This is a genomic window from Veillonella sp. T34266-5, assembly GCF_002959815.1.
GTDB lineage: Bacteria > Bacillota > Negativicutes > Veillonellales > Veillonellaceae > Veillonella > Veillonella atypica.
On the sequence record NZ_PPCZ01000011.1, the window covers coordinates 75823 to 93219 of the forward strand.

The following is a 17397-nucleotide window of genomic DNA, read 5'->3' on the forward strand; positions in this document are numbered from 1 at the left end:
TTCTAATCGAGCTTCGCAATGTTAATAAAGTGCTTCCTATATCTGTCGGGAGAGCTGTAATATCGTAGATAGAATTCGGTATCTGTTTCAGAGTTATTGATAATAGATGATAATGGAATACTGCCATTTATAAAGCTACGATTTTGTGTAAAATAGGCACCTACCTCAACGTCTTGGTGATAGAGCGCCCATACTACGTCATTGCCAGCGATGAATGGAATGTACTTGAATTCAAGGAATTCAAATAAACCGGCTATGGTTATATCATCAGGTACGGTGAATTCTTCACGATGATGACTCATATCATCAGCCGCACAAACGGCATCTCGATCGATTAGTATATGCATATGATTTCACATCCTTTGAACCGATAATTCTATAAATTTATATGCTTATCTTTATTGTACATCAAGTAAAAATTATATTGTATTAAAGGAGGTTGTATGTCTTCATCTGAACCATTAGACATTAAAAATTACATAGGCCTTACTGGCGATACGCCGATTCGATTCATCGCGTCCGACGTGGATGGCACGTTGGTGAATGAAGCAAAAACCGTGGATCCTGAGGTGGTGTCCGCTGTTCGTGCCGCTCGTGAAAGCGGTATTCGCGTGGCCATCGCATCGGGCCGTGCGTGGCATGAGATGGACGATGTCATTGATGCCATGCCGTGCTTGCGCTACTTTGTGTGTACCAATGGTGCCTATGTCATGGATAAAGAGGAGCAAAAGGAACTCGTTCATATCTCCTTTGATAAAACTCGTGCCATAGATTTAGTACGGAAACTCATGACCTACGGTGTGTTTGTAGAGGCTTATGTGAAAGCCGAAATTTTCGGCCAATATCCAACAGTTGGCAATGAAACATTACAAGCGGACCATTTCTTTAGAGCGAATATTAGACCTTTTATTTTGAAAACGCGCACGATGGTGCCTGATTTATTGGCACATCTAGAATCCTTGCCAGAAGGACCGGAGAAAATCCAAATCTTTTACGGCGATGAACGTATACGCGAACGCATCCTAGCTGATTTACGTGATGAGTTCCAAGGGGCAGCCACAGATGGTAAAGGTCGCGAACGTTTTTACGATGTCCTTGAATCAAGCGAAGGCAATTTAGAATTTGTATTGCCTCATACGACAAAGGGCACGGCCGTAGAGGCCTTGGCGAACCATTGGGGCTATACGCCTGACGAAGTGATGACCATTGGCGATAGCGAAAATGATCTATCTATGATCCGTTTTGCTGGCGCTAGTGTAGCTATGGGAAATGCACGAGATAATGTGAAAGCTGCCGCTCGTTACGAAACAACGGATAATAACAATTATGGCGTGGCTCGTGCACTCTATTCGGCCATTGCACATAATCGCGAATTAGAAGGTAAATAGAAATAAAAATCGAATAGTGAATTAACAATATATTCCATGGATGATAGCGAGGTGATGTAATATGGGCAATCTAAAATTTGATATAGACGATACCTGCGTTAAATGCGGTGCTTGTGCTGAGGACTGCCCTGTACAATGCATCACCGAAGGAACTACTAAATTTATTATTGGCAACGGATGTATCAGCTGTGGTGATTGCTATTCAATCTGTCCTGTTGGGGCCGTACAAATGCATAAGCTACTTAAAGATAGAACAGGCCTGTACTAATCTGAAATGGGCATGTGTGATAGGCTGTCTAAAAAATAGAACAGGCCTGTACTAATCTGAAATGGGCACGTGCAATAGGTCTTCTAAAAAATAGAACAGGCCTGTAGTAATTTGAAATGGGCATGTGTGATAGGCTATCTAAAAAATAGAACAGGCCTGTAGTAATCTGAAATGGGTGAGTGCAATAGGCTCTTAAAAAAATAGAACAGACCTGTAGTAATCTGAAATGGGTATGTGCAATAGGCTCTCTAAAAAATAGAACAGGCCTGTTCTATTTTAAAATAGGTATGTGAAAGGGTGACCTTGAACCGTCAGAAACTGAAATGTATTGAAAATCCGAACGTTAAAAAGTGTTTTATAACTTTCATACGGAATATATGGAGTACATATGGTTCCTATGGTATAATAGACTGTAATAAAAAATTGGCGTTTCGTTTGTAAAACGCACCCCCAGTACAGGAATGTATGGACATTATAAATTGGTGAATATACTTTCACAAATAGATGCATACGGAGGAACTATGGAAAACAAGGAATTTGTTATTGTTGTCGATTTCGGCGGTCAATATAATCAGTTGATTGCACGCCGAGTTCGTGAAAATCATGTATACTGCGAAGTATATCCATACAACAAAGCATTAGAAAAAATTAAGGAATTGAAGCCGCAAGGTATCATCTTCACTGGTGGCCCTAACAGCGTGTACGAAGAGAATTCCCCTAAAATTGAAAAGGAAATCTTTGAACTTGGCATTCCAGTTCTTGGCATGTGCTATGGTATGCAATTTATGGCGCATACATTAGGTGGCGAAGTGAAGTCTGCGGACAACCGCGAATTTGGTAAAACACCTACTAAAGTAGATACTACATCCCCATTGTTCAAAGGCTTGGACGAAGACCAAGTTGTGTGGATGTCTCACGTTGACTATGTAGCAAAAGTACCTGAAGGTTTCGAAATCGTTGCTCATACAAAGGACTGCCCTGTTGCATCCATGCAAAATAAAGAGCGTAAATTATACGCTATGCAATATCATGCAGAAGTATTGCACACTGAACATGGTAAAGAAATGCTTCACAACTTCTTGTACGAAGCATGTGGTTTCACAGGCACATGGACAATGGCAAACTATGCAAAAACTGCTATTGAAGAAATCCGTAACACTGTAGGCGATGGCAAAGTATTGTTGGCATTGTCTGGCGGTGTAGATAGCTCCGTTGCAGCAGCTCTTATCTCTAAAGCCGTTGGCGACCAATTGACTTGTATCTTCGTTGACCATGGTTTAATGCGTAAAAACGAAGGTGACGAAGTAGAAGCAGCTTTCAAAGATTCCGGCATGCATTTCATCCGCGTCGATGCAGAAAAACGTTTCTTAGATAAATTGGCTGGTCTTGACGATCCAGAAGCGAAACGTAAAGCTATCGGCGAAGAATTCATTCGCGTATTTGAAGACGAAGGCCGTAAAATTGGTTCCGTTGATTTCTTAGCACAAGGTACAATCTACCCTGACGTTATTGAGTCCGGTACTGGCGAAGCGGAAGTGATTAAATCTCACCACAACGTAGGCGGCTTGCCTGCAGTAGTAGACTTCAAAGGCCTCATCGAACCATTGCGCAACCTCTTCAAAGACGAAGTACGTGAGCTTGGTTCTGAATTAGGTTTGGCTGATTACCTTGTATGGCGTCAACCATTCCCAGGCCCTGGTCTTGCTATCCGCGTAATGGGCGAAATCACTAAAGACAAACTCGATATCTTGCGTGATGCGGATTATATCTTCCGTGACGAAATTGCAAAAGCTGGCCTTAATCGCAGTATCAACCAATACTTTGCAGTATTAACATCTACACGTACTGTAGGCGTTATGGGTGACTTCCGTACATATGATTACACATTGGCATTGCGTGGCGTAACAACAACAGACTTTATGACTGCTGACTGGGCACGCATCCCTTACGACGTATTGGACACAATCTCCCGTCGTATCGTAAACGAAGTACAACACATCAACCGTATCGTGTACGATATTACATCTAAACCACCTGCAACAATTGAGTGGGAATAAGAATAATAATCCTGGCTATACATTTGCCGAAATAAAGCCTCCTGTCATTTTGGCAGGAGGCTTTTATGACTATATATGGTTAATAAATATAATAATATAAGACATAATTTGTTCTTTTAATTATTATTGTTGGAGCCTATGAAAATCACAAGATCTTTTGGAGAGTATTTTAAGTATTCTATCCACGATGCAAGAGTGCAGAAAATAGAATACGCAGACGATAATTTGATTTTTACCTTTGATTATATTTTTTCCTATGAGAACGGTGTTGAACAGACTCATAAGGCCAAGATTGTATTTGAGAAGTGTGATATTGATGATTTAGAAATTTTCGTCTTTGATAGTACAATATTAGATACTTTCACAGGTAAAAGAATTGAGTTACCTCAGTATCAACAGGATTATAGTGAAAGTGAGTTTGAGGTAATTACGGAGACCTACAATTGGGGACGTGCTGTATTCCAAGGCTGGTTATGGACTGAAGGAAACCCCGTTCACTGTATAATGAACATATACTTTACAGGTGATATGGTATATGTAATTGATGAGGATTTGTAAAATAAATCTTTCAACATAAACCATATAGGAGAAAATAATCATGGGCTATAAAAATGTATGTACTAACTGCCGAATCTCCTTATCGGAGGGTACGAATTACGAGTTGTTTAACACTAATAAAACCTGTCCTATATGTAAAGGTAAAATGTACTTTGTAAATGAAAAGTTCAAAGCTCCCAAAAAATCTAATGATAAAGAGTGGAAAATCATAGAGTATTTGTTGTTGAGTGGCTATGATTTTAGAAATCCCATTTACGGTGCTGAAAGGTATATGTATTTCGAGTTCCCAAAGAACTTACAGGAGGCGGAGGCATTCGTTCGTGAGATGAGAAAGTTATAGTAATTAATCTATTGGAGTTTATATGATTAAAATAGTTGATGGCAAACCGTATTTAGATCAAGTGAAAGAGTTAATTCAAGAGTATACAAAGTGGCTTGGTCGCGATTTGTCCTTTCAAAATTTAGATAAGGAATTAGCCGATATTGCTGAGAAATATACGGCTCCCAATGGTGAATTACTTGTAGCCATTGATGATAATAATGTGGTGCTAGGTATGGTGGCATATTATCAGCATAGCGATACCCGTTGTGAAATGAAGCGCCTCTATGTGCGTCTTGAGGGGCGTGGACATGCTCTCGGTGATTGTCTGATTGAACGTATCATGGACCATGCTAAGGCCTCCGGTTATAAAGAAATGGTGCTAGATACAATTGAACCATTACAAGCCGCCATCCATTTGTACAAGAAGCATGGCTTTGCTGAATGTGAGCCGTATTACCATAATCCTATGGATGATGTTATCTATATGAGAAAGGAATTGATTAATTAATATGCTCATACGAAAAGCAACAACCGAAGATTTAGATTTAGTAACGAAAATAGAGGCTACATGTTTTCCACCTGCCGAGGCAGCATCTCGTGAAGCGTTTAAAGAACGCCTTGCCCACTATGCAGATCATTTCCTTATTATTTTTGATGGTGATACACCTATCGGTTTTATCGATGGATTTGTAACAGATGATGAAGTCTTGACGGATGAGATGTTCGCCGATGCTTCGCTGCATAATCCCCATGGCGCATGGCAGATGATATTTGGCCTAAATACAATGCCAGCGTATCGCAATCGCGGTGTAGGGGGGCAGTTGATTGAGGCTTTCATAGAATTGGCCAAAGAAGAAAATCGAAAAGGTGTTATTTTAACATGTAAGGAAGAAAAGATTCATTATTACGCCAAGTTTGGCTTTATAAATGAAGGCGAGTCTGTATCTGATCATGGCGGTGCTAAGTGGTATCAGATGCGTGTTGTATTCTAGCCATATAATTAAATATAAAAGAAGAAGCTGAAATCTTGCGGATTAGCATTGGTTTCAGCTTCTTTTTTGTTGGGAAAAGTATTGGTATTGTATTTAAATAATTTCTTTAACTTGCGCCACGCCTTTATCGGTCAGCATATAGTACCCATTTGTTACATACAACAAGCCTTGTTTCTTAAGGTGTGATGCGGCTTGGTGTGTATAGTCTGGCTTCCAGTTCAAGTGTTCGTGAATGGTGCCGATACCGTTTTCGATGGCCGCTACCGGTGTGTTCATATGGGTATAGATGTGGCAGAGCATCATTGTTTCCCGATAGTGACGACGCAAGTGGCGTTGGCGACGATAGGTAGCGATATAGCCTGTCTTTGGCGTGCAAATAACGGCAATTAATAAAGCGAGACCGATCGTTGTTGCGATAGCGCCTGCAATGGATATGTCTAGGGTGAAAGCGACTTCCGTACCGATGACAGCACATATAGTGCCGATGATGATACTGCTAGTGAGCATGGCTTTCACAGAGTCCGTCCATAAATAAGCAATAACCGCAGGTCCGATCATGAGGCCGATAACGAGGATGGCGCCTACTGCTTGGAATGAAGCCACCACGGTGAGGGATACCATGGTCATCAGCACGTAATGGATGAGGGCAGGCATGAAGCCGAAGAGCCCTGCTAATAGTGGATCGAAGGTAGATAGTTGCAATTCCTTGTAGAAGAGCATAACTAATACGAGATTGATGAATGCCACCCCCAGGGAAATCCATAGCGATACAGGGCCTAAGTCGGTACCGTTTACAATCCATCTGTCGAATGGGGCGAATGCGATTTCCCCTAGAAGTGCGGTATCTACGTCAAGGTGTGCGTTGCCGCTATAGAGACTGACGAGGATGATGGCAATGGAGAAGAGGAGCGGGAAGATGATACCAATGGACGCGTCTTCGTTGACGAGGCCCGTGTTATGAATCATCTCTGTAAGCCACACCGTTCCTACGCCGACTACGGTTGCCCCTACTAAAAGCAAGGGGGAGTTTAAGTCTTCCGTTACAAAGAAAGCGAGCACGATGCCGAGGAATACGGTATGCGTAATGGCGTCGGCCATCATGGACATGCGGCGCAGCACGAGGAATACACCAGGAATAGCGCACGCGATGGATACTGCGATGGCGATGAGTAAAATCTCTGTATGTACTGTCATGGGGCACCTCTTTTCCGGAATTGCCACAAGATGCCTCTATTAGGTGCAAATATGAGGCTCAACAGTACGATAACCGACAGGATGACGATGATAGCTGGACCTGTAGGCAGTTTTTGTACTGTTGTACTCCAAATGGTACCGCCAATAGCAGATACCATGCCGAAACATCCTGCTAGTATACACATGGTACCTAGCTTGTTCGTCCACTGACGAGCCCCTACGGCCGGTGCAATGAGTAGGGAACTAATCAAGATAGCACCTACTGATTGAATGCCGATGATGATGGTCATGATCAATAGGGAACGATATAAAATGAGGGTAAAGGTGACGGGAATTTGCAATGTTTTAGCGTATTCTACGTCAAAGGAAATGAGCTTTAGCTCTTTCCAAAATAAGGCTGTTAAAACGATAATGATGAGCGCTGCTGCCGATGTAATGTACACATCGCGGGCTAATATGGTGGCGGCCTGTCCAAATATAAATTTTGAAAGCCCCGCCTGACCTGCATTGTTCAGACTTTGAAGGTAGGTGAGTAGAACCATACCAAGTCCAAAGAAAGCAGATAGAATAGTAGCCAAAGCCCCATCGAATTTGATTTTACTGTTTTCTACGGTGATGGTAATGAGCCATGCTGCAGTGATAGAGGATAGGGCGGCACCTATAATGAGTACCTCAATGTCTTTTATACCGGTCAGCAAGAACGCGATGACTACACCAGGCAGTGCTGCGTGGGAGAGGCCGTCACCGATGAGGCTTTCCTTGCGCAGTACAGCGAAGGTGCCTGCAATACCACTGGCAAGGCCCAAGAGAGCTGTACCGAGCAATACCATCTGTGTCGTATAGGATTGGAGTATGGTCATACAATCCTCCCCTTGCCGTAGGTACGCTCGATGGCTTCGTCAGTAAAGGTCTCTGCTATGGGACCATAGGCAACAGTTTGCTTATTGACCATCGTTACCCAGTCGAAATATTGAGGTACCGTATTTAAATCGTGGTGTACGACGATCACCGTTTTGCCGCGCGCTTTCATTTCTTGTAATAGGGAAATAATAGCACGCTCCGTCGTTTTATCGACGCCCTTGAAGGGCTCGTCCATGAGGTAAATATCTGCCTCTTGTACGAGGGCTCTTGCGAGGAATACACGCTGCTGTTGGCCCCCTGAAAGTTGACGAATTTGTCTGTTTACATAGTCGCTCATGCCCATTTTTTCAATCATGGAGAGGGCGAGTTCCTTATCCTTTTTACTTGGTCGTTTGAACCAACCTAGATGACCATAGCGGCCCATAAGTACAACGTCTAATACGGTAGTAGGAAAGTCCCAGTCTACGCTACCGCTTTGAGGGACATAGGCGATTTTCTTGTAATCCTTTTTGTCCATTGCAAGGTGGTGGTCGATATAAAACTTAACACTACCTGAGATAACTGTTAATAGGCCTAACATGGCCTTTAATAATGTAGATTTACCGGCTCCGTTAGGGCCGACGATGGCCGCTAAGGAACCGATGGGTACCTTCATATCTACGTCCCATAATACGGGTTTTGTCGTATAAGCTACAGTCATATCTTCAACTTCAACGGCCCATTCCATAGAGACCTCCTTTATTTAAGTGCTTTAGCGATGGTATCGATGTTGGCTTTTACCATGCCGATATATGTGCCACCTTCAGTGCCTTCAGAACCGAGGGAGTCGGAGTATAATTCGCCACCGATAGCAACGTTCCAGCCTTTAGCTTTAGCTGCTTCTTGAACGGCTTCAATTGTTTTGTGTGGTACAGAAGATTCTACGAAGATGGCTTTAATTTTATGATCTACGATGAATTGCACAAGTTCATTTACATCTTGTGTACCTGCTTCTGTAGCAGTACTAACGCCTTGTAAACCTTTTACTTCAAAGCCATAAGCGCGAGCGAAGTATTGGAAGGCATCGTGTGCTGTTACGAGAACGCGAGATTCTTTAGGAATTGATTCTGCTTGTGCTTTAATGTATGCATCTGTGTCATCTAATTTAGTGAGGTACGCATCATACCGTTTTTTGAAATCCTCTTTGTGAGCTGGATCTGCTTTTGAAAGTCCTTCGTATACAGCCTTGGCTGCAAGTTTCCAATTCGCTACATCGAACCAAATATGAGGGTCTTTAGTTTTCACGCCATCTTCTTCGTCAAAGTCGAGTAGAGTAGCTGGATCAATAGCGTCGGATACGCGGATAGTAGCTTTATTTTGTTTTGTTAAATTGTCGAAAATGGAACCCATTTTACCTTCTAAGTGAATACCGTTGTACACTACAACATCTGCCTTAGACATAGTTGTTACATCGCCGGCGCTCGCTTGGTAGAGGTGAGGATCTACGCCAGGCCCCATAAGACCTTGGACGGACACATGGTCACCGCCAATTTCTTTTACTAAATCCGTTAACATTGTTGTTGTAGCAACTACGTTTAGTTTCTTTTGACTGTCCTGTGCTGCATCCTTACCACAGCCTGCTAATGCGAATAACATAAGTGCTAATGATACGACTATTAGCAAGATTCGATTGAATTTCATAATAAACCTCCTTTTATAGGTACTGAGTTTAACATCTTTGGTTATCTTGTTAACTACCCTTATTTAAGCGGAAAAATAGCCGCTACTAACGTAGCGGCTATTGGCAGTTATATAGTCTTCTGCTAGGGTCACGATTATTTAGTGGATGAGAGATTGTAGATGGTTAGGCCCAACGAGGGCAACGATACCAAGTACCATCATGACCTTCATTTGAATACGCTTTCTACGTCTCATGATGAACCTCCTTTTGTAATTTTGTTACATCAACTTGATGTGTAATCCGATCAATTTAGTCAATATAAATATAACATAGATGAGAAAAATTATCAATAAAAATTATTCTATACATATATTTTTTACTAATAGACTACATTTTGCAGTTAAGTATTTTTTTCTTCATCTTTATCGAGTATTATATATGTATATTTATTATATTAATTTCGAGGGGGAACAAACCATGAATATATTAACTCGATTCGCGTGTGCTGCTGTTCTTACATTTGCGGTAGGTGCTATGATGCCTGCTCATGCTGATGCGGCTGCGGGTAGATTTACAGAAGCACCTCGCGAGGTATCCATCGTTAAACCTACAATGCCAGCTATTCCAAATGGAATTACCGTAGCAGATCATATGCGTGTACGATTCCTAATTAACAAACAAGGCAAGGTTGAAAATGTCTTTGTAGAACAATCCTCTGGTTATGGTCCTGTTGATGAGGCTGTGAAAGCTGCTATTAGACAATGGGAATTTACGCCGGCTATTGGCACAGATCAAAAAGCCCATGCATCCATCATCGGCATGACAATCACATTGCCAAAGGGTAATGCTCCCGCTAAGTCCGGCAATGGTAAATTGACGGTAGACAAATCACAGTCTAACGATAATCATGCGTCTGATGTGAATGCGAAAGCGAATGGTCCTAAGGCAAAATAAGGAGTGAAACAGTCTAGGACTCAATAATGAGAGTGGTCATAAGACTAAATGAGGAGAAAGATGATGAGTAATGTATTGCGTTGTGTTGCCTTAACGGCATTAATAATGTCCATGTCTGCCGCTGTTTCTTTGGCGGCCACACCTTATGAAGCGCCAAAAGCAGTATCTACACCAGGCTTTGATTCTGGTGTACTACATGGTTATGCCGGTGATGCAACTGTTGTTAATGTAAACTTTACTATTAATACAGATGGATCCGTTTCTCATGTAGAATTACAGGGAACCACTGGTAGTAGTGATGCGGATGCATCTATCGTGAACACAATTTCTACATGGAAATTTACACCGGCTACGGATAGCAATGGCAATCCTGTAGAGGCATCTAAAACTGAATATATTGATTTGAGAAATTAATAGAAGGCACTCATACATTGTATGGGTGCCTTTTTATGTGCTGGTGAAAGTACTTAAGGATTTAATTATATTGGGTGAAAGTATTTTGTGGCTCAATCATCTTGGGAAATGTATCTGTAGCAACTGAAAATCACTTTCAAAATGAATATAATAAAAGTATATTTAATATAGTAATAATATATTGTATATACTAATAGTCTTTGACCCCTGGAGGTATAAGCGTATGAATCCATTACAGCAAAAGCTAGATATTAATAATGAACGGTACAGAATTATTGTATCTATTAAAGAAGATTATTTAGACGGTAAATTATCCTTGGAAGAGGGTAACCGTATTTTAAAAGAAAAGTTAGGTACTTGTACGCCTGACGAATTTGCTTATGCAGAGCAAAGTTTGAAAGGTGTCTATAAGGATGAAGAAATACTAGACAAGATGGATGATTTGTTGAATTTATTTGACGGTGTATTAGTACGTGCCGAAAATGAGTACCCAGAGAATCATCCGTTGTGGGCTTGTTTAGAAGAAATTAATGCGGTTGAAAAGGTAGCTCTTGAAGCGGATGAATTGTTAAAACAAGATAAGTTTATTAAAAATCCTTGGCTTGGTGTTTTTGATTCCTTAGCAGAATGGCGTATCCATCTATCTCGTAAGCAAAATCAATTATATCCAATGTTAGAAAATCATGGGTTTGATCGTCCAACGCGTATTATGTGGACCTTTGATGATGGTGTGCGCGATGCTATCTCTGCATCCTATGCATTGCTTCGTGAAGATAAATACGAAGAATTCCTAGCATCTGTTCCAGAAACACTGGCAAAGTTACGTGATTTGAACTCTAAGGAGTTAGAGGTTTTATTGCCAACATCCTTTAAATTATTAAGCGATGAAGAATTTGTGCGCATGAGCAAAAATGACCATGAAATCGGTTATGCTATTATTAACGCACCAGGTTTATATGTCGTGCCAGGTATTAACGATTCCGCAGCCTCATTAAATGGAAATGCTACTAGTCAAAACGGTGCTGTATCTAACGAGTTCCTAAACGATTTGGCAGGTCTATTATCCAAATATGTTGGCCCTGTAGGAGGTGCAGCCGTTAGTAAGGATGCTGTCCTAGATGTGGCCACTGGCAAATTGACCTTAGAGCAAATTAATTTGTTGTTCCGTCATCTGCCTGTGGATTTATCCTATGTAGATGAAAATGAACTCGTTAAATTCTACAGTGATACACCACATCGTATTTTCCCTCGTAGTGCTAATGTTATTGGCCGTGAGGTGAAGAATTGCCATCCTGCGAAGTCTGTTCATGTAGTAGAAGAAATCGTAGAGAAATTCCGTTCGGGAGAACAAAGCCAAGCAGAATTTTGGATCAATAAACCGGGCTTGTTTATCTATGTTATCTACACGGCCGTGCGCGATGAAAATGGTAAATTCCGAGGCGTACTAGAAATGATGCAAGATTGTACACATATCCGTGAATTAGAAGGCTCCCGTACATTGTTGACTTGGGATAAAACTGACTTTGTAGGCGATAATCAACGCATTTATTAATAAAAATAAAAAGTAACTCTCTGAGAGCTTACAATAGTTATCAATTTTTATTATTACAAAATGTGTTGCACTAATTTAAAATAAACATACAACAATTTACTTTTGTTCATCTCTTTCATGTATACAAATTTCCTAAAAACAGGTAAAATAGAAAATATTAGAAGTGTTTTTCAATATACAAACTACTAGTTTTTATAAAGTTATACGATAAAGGTGAGGATTAGAATGGCAACACGTCGCATTTGGAATCAAAGTGAAATCAAGACAAACCCGTTATTTTCTAAATTACGCAGCACCATTGAAACTGCGTTTTACGGCAATAACGTAAAACCTGTTACATCCGTAGCAGAGGCGTATACATTGGCAACGCAAGAACCAGGTGTTATTGTCCTTGATATGCCTGTATTTAAACCAGAAGAACAAGGCTTACCAGCGGATGCTAAAATTCTCGTAACTAATGATGGCAAAACGACTGGCCGTTATGCGAAGGCTCGCCGTATCATTGGCGATGAAGGCATTGATGAGGTCGAATTAGCCGGTATCGCTCGCGATGCTGTGTATGATAGCCGCAATAAAGAATGGATTTCCACACAAGTTGTGGTTGGTCTTGATCAAAAATTTACGGCTCGTGCTCACCTTATGATTCCAAAGGATCATGCATCCATCATGTACTCTTGGATTATGAACTTTAAATTCTTTGACGAAGCGACAAAAGAATTTTACAACAACAGTAAAGATATTCTAGAAGGGGATATTTACATCTATTCTGACCCAGATTATGTTGTGCCAGGTCATCCAGGTGGGCTTGCGATTTTTGACCCAGCTCATAACTGCGCCATGATTCTTGGTATGCGTTACTTTGGGGAACATAAAAAAGGTACATTGACATTAGCTTGGTCCTTGGCAAACCGCTATGGTTACGTAGCTTGTCACGGCGGTATGAAACGCTATAACCTTAAAAATGGTGAGTCTTTCACAATCGGCGTGTTCGGCCTATCCGGTTCCGGTAAATCCACATTGACTCATGAAAAACACAATGGTCGCTACGACATCTCCATCTTGCATGACGATGCGTACATCATCAATACAAACGATTTGACCTCCGTTGCGATGGAACCAACATACTTTGATAAAATGCAGGATTATCCTGTGGAACACCCAGCTAATAAATACCTATTAACATTGCAAAATGTAGGCGTTACCCTCGACGAAAATGGCAACAAGGTCGTATTAGCTGAGGACGTGCGTAACAACAATGGCCGCGCTATTAAATCCCAATTCTGGACAGATAATCGCGTAAACCATGTGGACGAACCTGTTAATGCCATTGTGTGGTTGATGAAAGATAAAACATTGCCACCAATCCTTAAAATCGATGACCCTGTATTGGCTTCCACTATGGGTGCTACACTTGCAACGCGCCGCTCTACTGCGGAAAAACTCGATGCTAACGTCGATCCTAATGCACTCGTTATCGAGCCATACGCAAACCCATTCCGTACCTATCCTTTAGTTCGTGATTATGAAAGCTATAAAAAACTCTTCAAAGAATGTGGCGTAGATTGCTACATCATGAACACAGGATTCTTCCTTGAAAAGAAAATTCCTAAAGAAGTGACCCTCGATTTATTAGAACGTCTAGTAGAAGGTGACCTACAATTCGAACCATTCGGCGCCTATGAAAACCTATCCTACGTAGAAGTGCCAGGCTTCGAACCACCATTCGACGTACGTGAATACCATCACCAACTACACCAAGCCTTTGAATTCCGCTCTGAATACGTGGAAAAACTCAAAGACGGTAAAAATGAATTACCACACGAAGTACTTGATGTACTAAAAACTTTAATGTAACACCTAAATACGGTGGCGGATAAAAAAATCCTCCTCAAGCCGACACGCTACTGCGCTACGCGGAGCCCGAAGTCGTTTGAGGAGGATTTTTTCATCCTTACTTATTCAGTAAGTACATTAAAGTTTTTAGCACATTTGCGTTAGAGAAGCTACTGCGCTAAAGCGGAGCCCGAAGTCATTTGTGACGGGCTGTTTTTCCTTTATCCTTTATGCTTATACATTAAAGTTTTTAGCACATTTGCGTTAGAGAAGCTACTGCGTTAAAGCGGAGCCCAACGCAGGGTGTGAGCTAACAGAGGAGCGTAGCGACGTATGGGAGCTACACATCGCTAATCCCGTTGCGTAAGATTTTCCATAGGAAAATCCACAGCAGAGGGGGAAGTCGTTTGAGGAGGATTTTTTTATCCTTACTCATTTAGTGAATGCATTAAAGTTTTTAGCACATCGGCGTTAGGGAAGACACGCTACTGCGCTACGCGGAGCCCAACGTAGAGGGTGAGTTAACAGAGGTGCGTAGGACGTATGGGAAATATGTTTTAGTTAGTGCAATAAAGTTTCATCAAATTGATGCAGGAGAATGATTTGTGTATGTAGAATTAGTGTTATGAGGTGTTTTCTTCACATGTGTGCGCTTTAATTCCTTTGATATAAAGGAATTAAAGTAAGTTTGCTTTATGAAGTTAGTATGAGGCTTATAATTGAAAAACATTGTTAGAATGGGGGATAGAAGCTAATATTTTTTATAATATGTATAAAATTCGATTGACAATTGTCCTCTCAACAAATATACTTATGATAGTTTAAAACATATTTATGAGATAGGATTTAAAACCCACAATTAAGGTGGATTTAACTTAGATAGAATAAGAATATGTTTTCTTGTTATTAGCGGTTGGCCTACGTAGGCCCCTAGGAGGTTTAAAATGAGTAAAGACGTGGAAAATAAAAATACCCATGACCATAGCCATGGTGAACATCATCATTGCCATTGCGGCGGTCATCATCACCATCATGACCATGACCACCACCATGATCATGACCATCATCACGATCATGACCATGGTCACGATCATAGCCATGAAAAGGCTTTGCCTACAGATAAATGGGTGCCACACACTCATGAACCAGGCGTGCCTCATGAACATGGCGTAAATGATTATCTTAAGGCTGTTGCTGAGTATCGTAAAACATGGCCTACTAAGCAAGATGTTATCGAGCAAACTCCTGACCCTGCCGTGCGTGAGATGATTCTTCGTATGGAACAAATTGGTTGCGACACTGTATTCGACCGTTTCGATAAACAACAACCTCAATGTGCGTTCGGTATTGCTGGCGTATGTTGTCGTATTTGTTTCATGGGTCCATGTAAAATTACGCCTAAGAGCCCTCGTGGCGTTTGCGGTGCCGATGCTGACCTTATCGTAGCTCGTAACATGACACGTGCTGCTGCTGGTGGTTTGACTCAACATGGTGCGCATGCTCGTGAAATTTTGATTTCTTTGAAAGCTGCCGCTAATGATCAATTGGATATTCCAATTTTGGGCGAAGAAAAAATCCGTACTGTATGTAAGGCTTTCAACATCCCTGAAGAAGGTCGTTCCTTGAAAGAAGTAGCTAATGATTTAGCAGACGTTTTATTAGAAGACTTGAGCCGTGCATTGCCTGGCGAATATAAAACAATTACAGCAATGGCTCCTGCTGAACGTCGCGAAGTTTGGAAAAACTTGGATATTTTGCCTATTTCCGCGTACAATGAAGCATTTGATGCATACCATCGTACATGCGTAGGTACAGATGGCGATTGGGAAAGCAACATGAAACAATTCTTGCGTTGTGGTCTTGCTTTCACATTCACAGGCGTAGTGGCAGCAGACATCGCAACAGACGCATTGTTCGGACAAGGTGGTCGTCGTACATCCAAAGTTAACATTGGTGCTTTGAAAAAAGGTTATGTTAACATCGCTGTGCATGGTCACTTGCCAACATTGGTATCCCAAATTTGTACAATTGGCGCCTCTGAAGAGTACCTAGAAAAAGCGAAAGCTATCGGTGCTAAAGGTATCCAATTCTACGGTATCTGCTGCTCTGGTTTGTCCAGTATGTACCGTTATGAAAATGTTATTCCATTGTGTAATGCTATCGGTGCGGAACTTGTACTTGGTACAGGTGCTCTTGACTGCTGGGTAGCCGACGTTCAAGACGTTTACCCTGCTATTATGGACGTAGCACGTTGCTTCAATACAAAGGTTATCACTACATCTGATGCAGCTCGTTTACCAGGTGCAGAACACATCGGTTACGATCACCATCATACTAACTTGTCTGAAACAAAAGCATTGGCTCGCAAAATCTTGGATCGCGCTCTTGAAGCTCATGAATTGCGTAAAGGTATGCCTGTATTCATTCCGCCATACGAAATCACTGCTGAAGTTGGTTTCTCTCCAGAATCCACTGTTAAACATTACGGTTCCTTCAAACCGTTGGCAGAGGCTTTAAAATCTGGTAAAGTTCGTGGTATCGTAAACGTAGTAGGTTGTTCCAACCCTCGCGTTATCTACGAAAAAGCAACTGTAGATATCGTTGATACACTTATCAAAAATGGCTGTATCATCTTAACAAATGGTTGTGCATCCTTCCCATTGATGAAACTTGGTTACTGTAATACAGATGCTATTAAGAAATGTAGCCCTGCATTGCAAGAGTTCTTGGGCGATGATCAACCGCCAGTATGGCATGTTGGCGAATGTGTAGATAATGCACGTTCCTCTGGTATTTTCGCTGGTATTGCTGGCGAATTAGGCCTTAACTTGCCACAAATGCCATTTGCTATGTCTAGCCCTGAATGGTCCAACGAAAAAGGTATCGATGCATCCCTTGGCTTCCGTCTAATGGGTATCAACTCCTACCACTGCGTTGAGCCACCTACACAAGGCTCTGATGCTGTTACAAAATGGTTGAAAGAAGACACTAAAGACATCCTAGGCTCTGTTATGTATGTAAATACAGATCCAGCTAAAGTTGCTGAAAAAATCTTGGCAGATATCGATGAAAAACGTGCTGCTTTAGGTTGGGCAGAAGTAAAATAATATAATATAAACAAAAGACCCTCTCCATAATCCTCCACCGCCCAGATCTGTTCCTTCGGAACAGGGGCAAAGTCGGATTCTGAAGAGGGTCTTTAACTAATAATTATTTATGAAAGAATAAAAGCGTCAGGTAGACCTGACGCTTCATTTTTTAATCAAAAGCTTATTAACTTAATCTATTACATCATTTATAACTCTGCTATACTAATAACAGGAGTCATTGACGTGAGTTAGGTT

Annotated in this window: 16 protein-coding genes; 11 read left to right on the plus strand and 5 right to left on the minus strand. The window is 41.4% G+C overall.

Annotated elements, in window-relative coordinates:
- Nucleotides 1–2: 2 nt before the first annotated feature.
- Nucleotides 3–347, minus strand: a complete 345-nt coding sequence (locus tag VIHSUH07_RS04595) for a hypothetical protein (protein WP_105084055.1) — start codon at nucleotides 345–347, stop codon at nucleotides 3–5.
- A gap of 96 nt (nucleotides 348–443) precedes the next feature.
- Here VIHSUH07_RS04595 and VIHSUH07_RS04600 point away from each other — a divergent pair, with 96 nt between their 5' ends.
- The 6 genes from VIHSUH07_RS04600 to VIHSUH07_RS04630 all read left to right on the plus strand — a co-directional run bounded on the left by VIHSUH07_RS04600 (nucleotide 444) and on the right by VIHSUH07_RS04630 (nucleotide 5585).
- Nucleotides 444–1388: a Cof-type HAD-IIB family hydrolase gene (locus VIHSUH07_RS04600; protein WP_105084056.1), complete on the plus strand. Its 945-nt coding sequence runs from the start codon at nucleotides 444–446 to the stop codon at nucleotides 1386–1388.
- 61 nt (nucleotides 1389–1449) lie between these two features.
- Complete coding sequence (locus VIHSUH07_RS04605; protein ID WP_016476146.1) at nucleotides 1450–1656, plus strand: 4Fe-4S binding protein; 207 nt, start codon at nucleotides 1450–1452, stop codon at nucleotides 1654–1656.
- Between the two features lie 521 nt (nucleotides 1657–2177).
- The gene (gene guaA / locus VIHSUH07_RS04610; protein ID WP_105084057.1) at nucleotides 2178–3713 is read left to right on the plus strand and encodes a glutamine-hydrolyzing GMP synthase; all 1536 of its coding nucleotides are present in this window, start codon (nucleotides 2178–2180) and stop codon (nucleotides 3711–3713) included.
- Nucleotides 3714–3851: 138 nt separating this feature from the next.
- Entirely contained in the window at nucleotides 3852–4271 is a 420-nt protein-coding gene (locus VIHSUH07_RS04615; RefSeq protein ID WP_105084058.1) for a hypothetical protein, read from the plus strand.
- 362 nt (nucleotides 4272–4633) lie between these two features.
- On the plus strand, nucleotides 4634–5101 hold the full coding sequence (locus tag VIHSUH07_RS04625; RefSeq protein ID WP_199176834.1) for a GNAT family N-acetyltransferase: 468 nt from the start codon (nucleotides 4634–4636) through the stop codon (nucleotides 5099–5101).
- 1 nt (nucleotide 5102) lies between these two features.
- On the plus strand, nucleotides 5103–5585 hold the full coding sequence (locus tag VIHSUH07_RS04630) for a GNAT family N-acetyltransferase (protein WP_105084060.1): 483 nt from the start codon (nucleotides 5103–5105) through the stop codon (nucleotides 5583–5585).
- 93 nt (nucleotides 5586–5678) lie between these two features.
- Here the strand turns inward: VIHSUH07_RS04630 and VIHSUH07_RS04635 are convergent, their stop codons facing one another.
- Genes VIHSUH07_RS04635 through VIHSUH07_RS04650 form a run of 4 tightly spaced genes read right to left on the minus strand, consistent with a single transcriptional unit; the run spans nucleotide 5679 to nucleotide 9320 of the window.
- Nucleotides 5679–6779 carry a metal ABC transporter permease gene (locus VIHSUH07_RS04635; protein WP_105084061.1) on the minus strand — a complete coding sequence of 367 codons (1101 nt, stop codon included), beginning with the start codon at nucleotides 6777–6779 and terminating at the stop codon, nucleotides 5679–5681.
- Nucleotides 6776–7639 carry a metal ABC transporter permease gene (locus tag VIHSUH07_RS04640; protein ID WP_005381446.1) on the minus strand — a complete coding sequence of 288 codons (864 nt, stop codon included), beginning with the start codon at nucleotides 7637–7639 and terminating at the stop codon, nucleotides 6776–6778. Before VIHSUH07_RS04640 ends, VIHSUH07_RS04635 begins: the two co-directional genes overlap by 4 nt.
- Entirely contained in the window at nucleotides 7636–8367 is a 732-nt protein-coding gene (locus tag VIHSUH07_RS04645) for a metal ABC transporter ATP-binding protein (protein WP_105084062.1), read from the minus strand. The genes VIHSUH07_RS04640 and VIHSUH07_RS04645 overlap by 4 nt, the downstream gene beginning before the upstream one ends.
- Nucleotides 8368–8378: 11 nt before the next feature.
- Nucleotides 8379–9320 (minus strand): metal ABC transporter solute-binding protein, Zn/Mn family, encoded by a 942-nt coding sequence (locus VIHSUH07_RS04650; protein ID WP_105084063.1) that lies wholly within the window; start codon nucleotides 9318–9320, stop codon nucleotides 8379–8381.
- A gap of 457 nt (nucleotides 9321–9777) precedes the next feature.
- On the opposite strand from VIHSUH07_RS04650, the gene VIHSUH07_RS04655 reads away from it, so the two are divergent.
- The 5 genes from VIHSUH07_RS04655 (at nucleotide 9778) to cooS (ending at nucleotide 17160) form a co-directional block, all read left to right on the plus strand.
- Nucleotides 9778–10254 carry an energy transducer TonB gene (locus VIHSUH07_RS04655; RefSeq protein ID WP_005378233.1) on the plus strand — a complete coding sequence of 159 codons (477 nt, stop codon included), beginning with the start codon at nucleotides 9778–9780 and terminating at the stop codon, nucleotides 10252–10254.
- 63 nt (nucleotides 10255–10317) lie between these two features.
- Nucleotides 10318–10668 (plus strand): energy transducer TonB, encoded by a 351-nt coding sequence (locus VIHSUH07_RS04660; protein WP_105084064.1) that lies wholly within the window; start codon nucleotides 10318–10320, stop codon nucleotides 10666–10668.
- 223 nt (nucleotides 10669–10891) lie between these two features.
- The gene (locus VIHSUH07_RS04665) at nucleotides 10892–12220 is read left to right on the plus strand and encodes a DUF438 domain-containing protein (protein WP_105084065.1); all 1329 of its coding nucleotides are present in this window, start codon (nucleotides 10892–10894) and stop codon (nucleotides 12218–12220) included.
- A 225-nt stretch (nucleotides 12221–12445) separates the two neighbouring features.
- Nucleotides 12446–14074 carry a phosphoenolpyruvate carboxykinase (ATP) gene (locus VIHSUH07_RS04670; protein WP_105084066.1) on the plus strand — a complete coding sequence of 543 codons (1629 nt, stop codon included), beginning with the start codon at nucleotides 12446–12448 and terminating at the stop codon, nucleotides 14072–14074.
- A 923-nt stretch (nucleotides 14075–14997) separates the two neighbouring features.
- Nucleotides 14998–17160, plus strand: coding sequence for an anaerobic carbon-monoxide dehydrogenase catalytic subunit (cooS, locus tag VIHSUH07_RS04675; RefSeq protein ID WP_105084067.1), 2163 nt, complete (start codon nucleotides 14998–15000; stop codon nucleotides 17158–17160).
- Nucleotides 17161–17397: the final 237 nt, after the last annotated feature.

Bases quoted from the DNA above. Each gene is read 5' to 3' on its own strand.
- VIHSUH07_RS04640 (WP_005381446.1), bottom strand. From the start codon at position 7,639: ATGACCATACTCCAATCCTATACGACACAGATGGTATTGCTCGGTACA.
- VIHSUH07_RS04635 (WP_105084061.1), bottom strand. From the start codon at position 6,779: ATGACAGTACATACAGAGATTTTACTCATCGCCATCGCAGTATCCATC.
- VIHSUH07_RS04595 (WP_105084055.1), bottom strand. From the start codon at position 347: ATGCATATACTAATCGATCGAGATGCCGTTTGTGCGGCTGATGATATG.
- VIHSUH07_RS04625 (WP_199176834.1), top strand. From the start codon at position 4,634: ATGATTAAAATAGTTGATGGCAAACCGTATTTAGATCAAGTGAAAGAG.
- VIHSUH07_RS04670 (WP_105084066.1), top strand. From the start codon at position 12,446: ATGGCAACACGTCGCATTTGGAATCAAAGTGAAATCAAGACAAACCCG.
- VIHSUH07_RS04650 (WP_105084063.1), bottom strand. From the start codon at position 9,320: ATGAAATTCAATCGAATCTTGCTAATAGTCGTATCATTAGCACTTATG.
- VIHSUH07_RS04630 (WP_105084060.1), top strand. From the start codon at position 5,103: ATGCTCATACGAAAAGCAACAACCGAAGATTTAGATTTAGTAACGAAA.
- VIHSUH07_RS04665 (WP_105084065.1), top strand. From the start codon at position 10,892: ATGAATCCATTACAGCAAAAGCTAGATATTAATAATGAACGGTACAGA.
- VIHSUH07_RS04655 (WP_005378233.1), top strand. From the start codon at position 9,778: ATGAATATATTAACTCGATTCGCGTGTGCTGCTGTTCTTACATTTGCG.
- VIHSUH07_RS04615 (WP_105084058.1), top strand. From the start codon at position 3,852: ATGAAAATCACAAGATCTTTTGGAGAGTATTTTAAGTATTCTATCCAC.
- VIHSUH07_RS04605 (WP_016476146.1), top strand. From the start codon at position 1,450: ATGGGCAATCTAAAATTTGATATAGACGATACCTGCGTTAAATGCGGT.
- VIHSUH07_RS04600 (WP_105084056.1), top strand. From the start codon at position 444: ATGTCTTCATCTGAACCATTAGACATTAAAAATTACATAGGCCTTACT.
- cooS (WP_105084067.1), top strand. From the start codon at position 14,998: ATGAGTAAAGACGTGGAAAATAAAAATACCCATGACCATAGCCATGGT.
- guaA (WP_105084057.1), top strand. From the start codon at position 2,178: ATGGAAAACAAGGAATTTGTTATTGTTGTCGATTTCGGCGGTCAATAT.
- VIHSUH07_RS04645 (WP_105084062.1), bottom strand. From the start codon at position 8,367: ATGGAATGGGCCGTTGAAGTTGAAGATATGACTGTAGCTTATACGACA.
- VIHSUH07_RS04660 (WP_105084064.1), top strand. From the start codon at position 10,318: ATGAGTAATGTATTGCGTTGTGTTGCCTTAACGGCATTAATAATGTCC.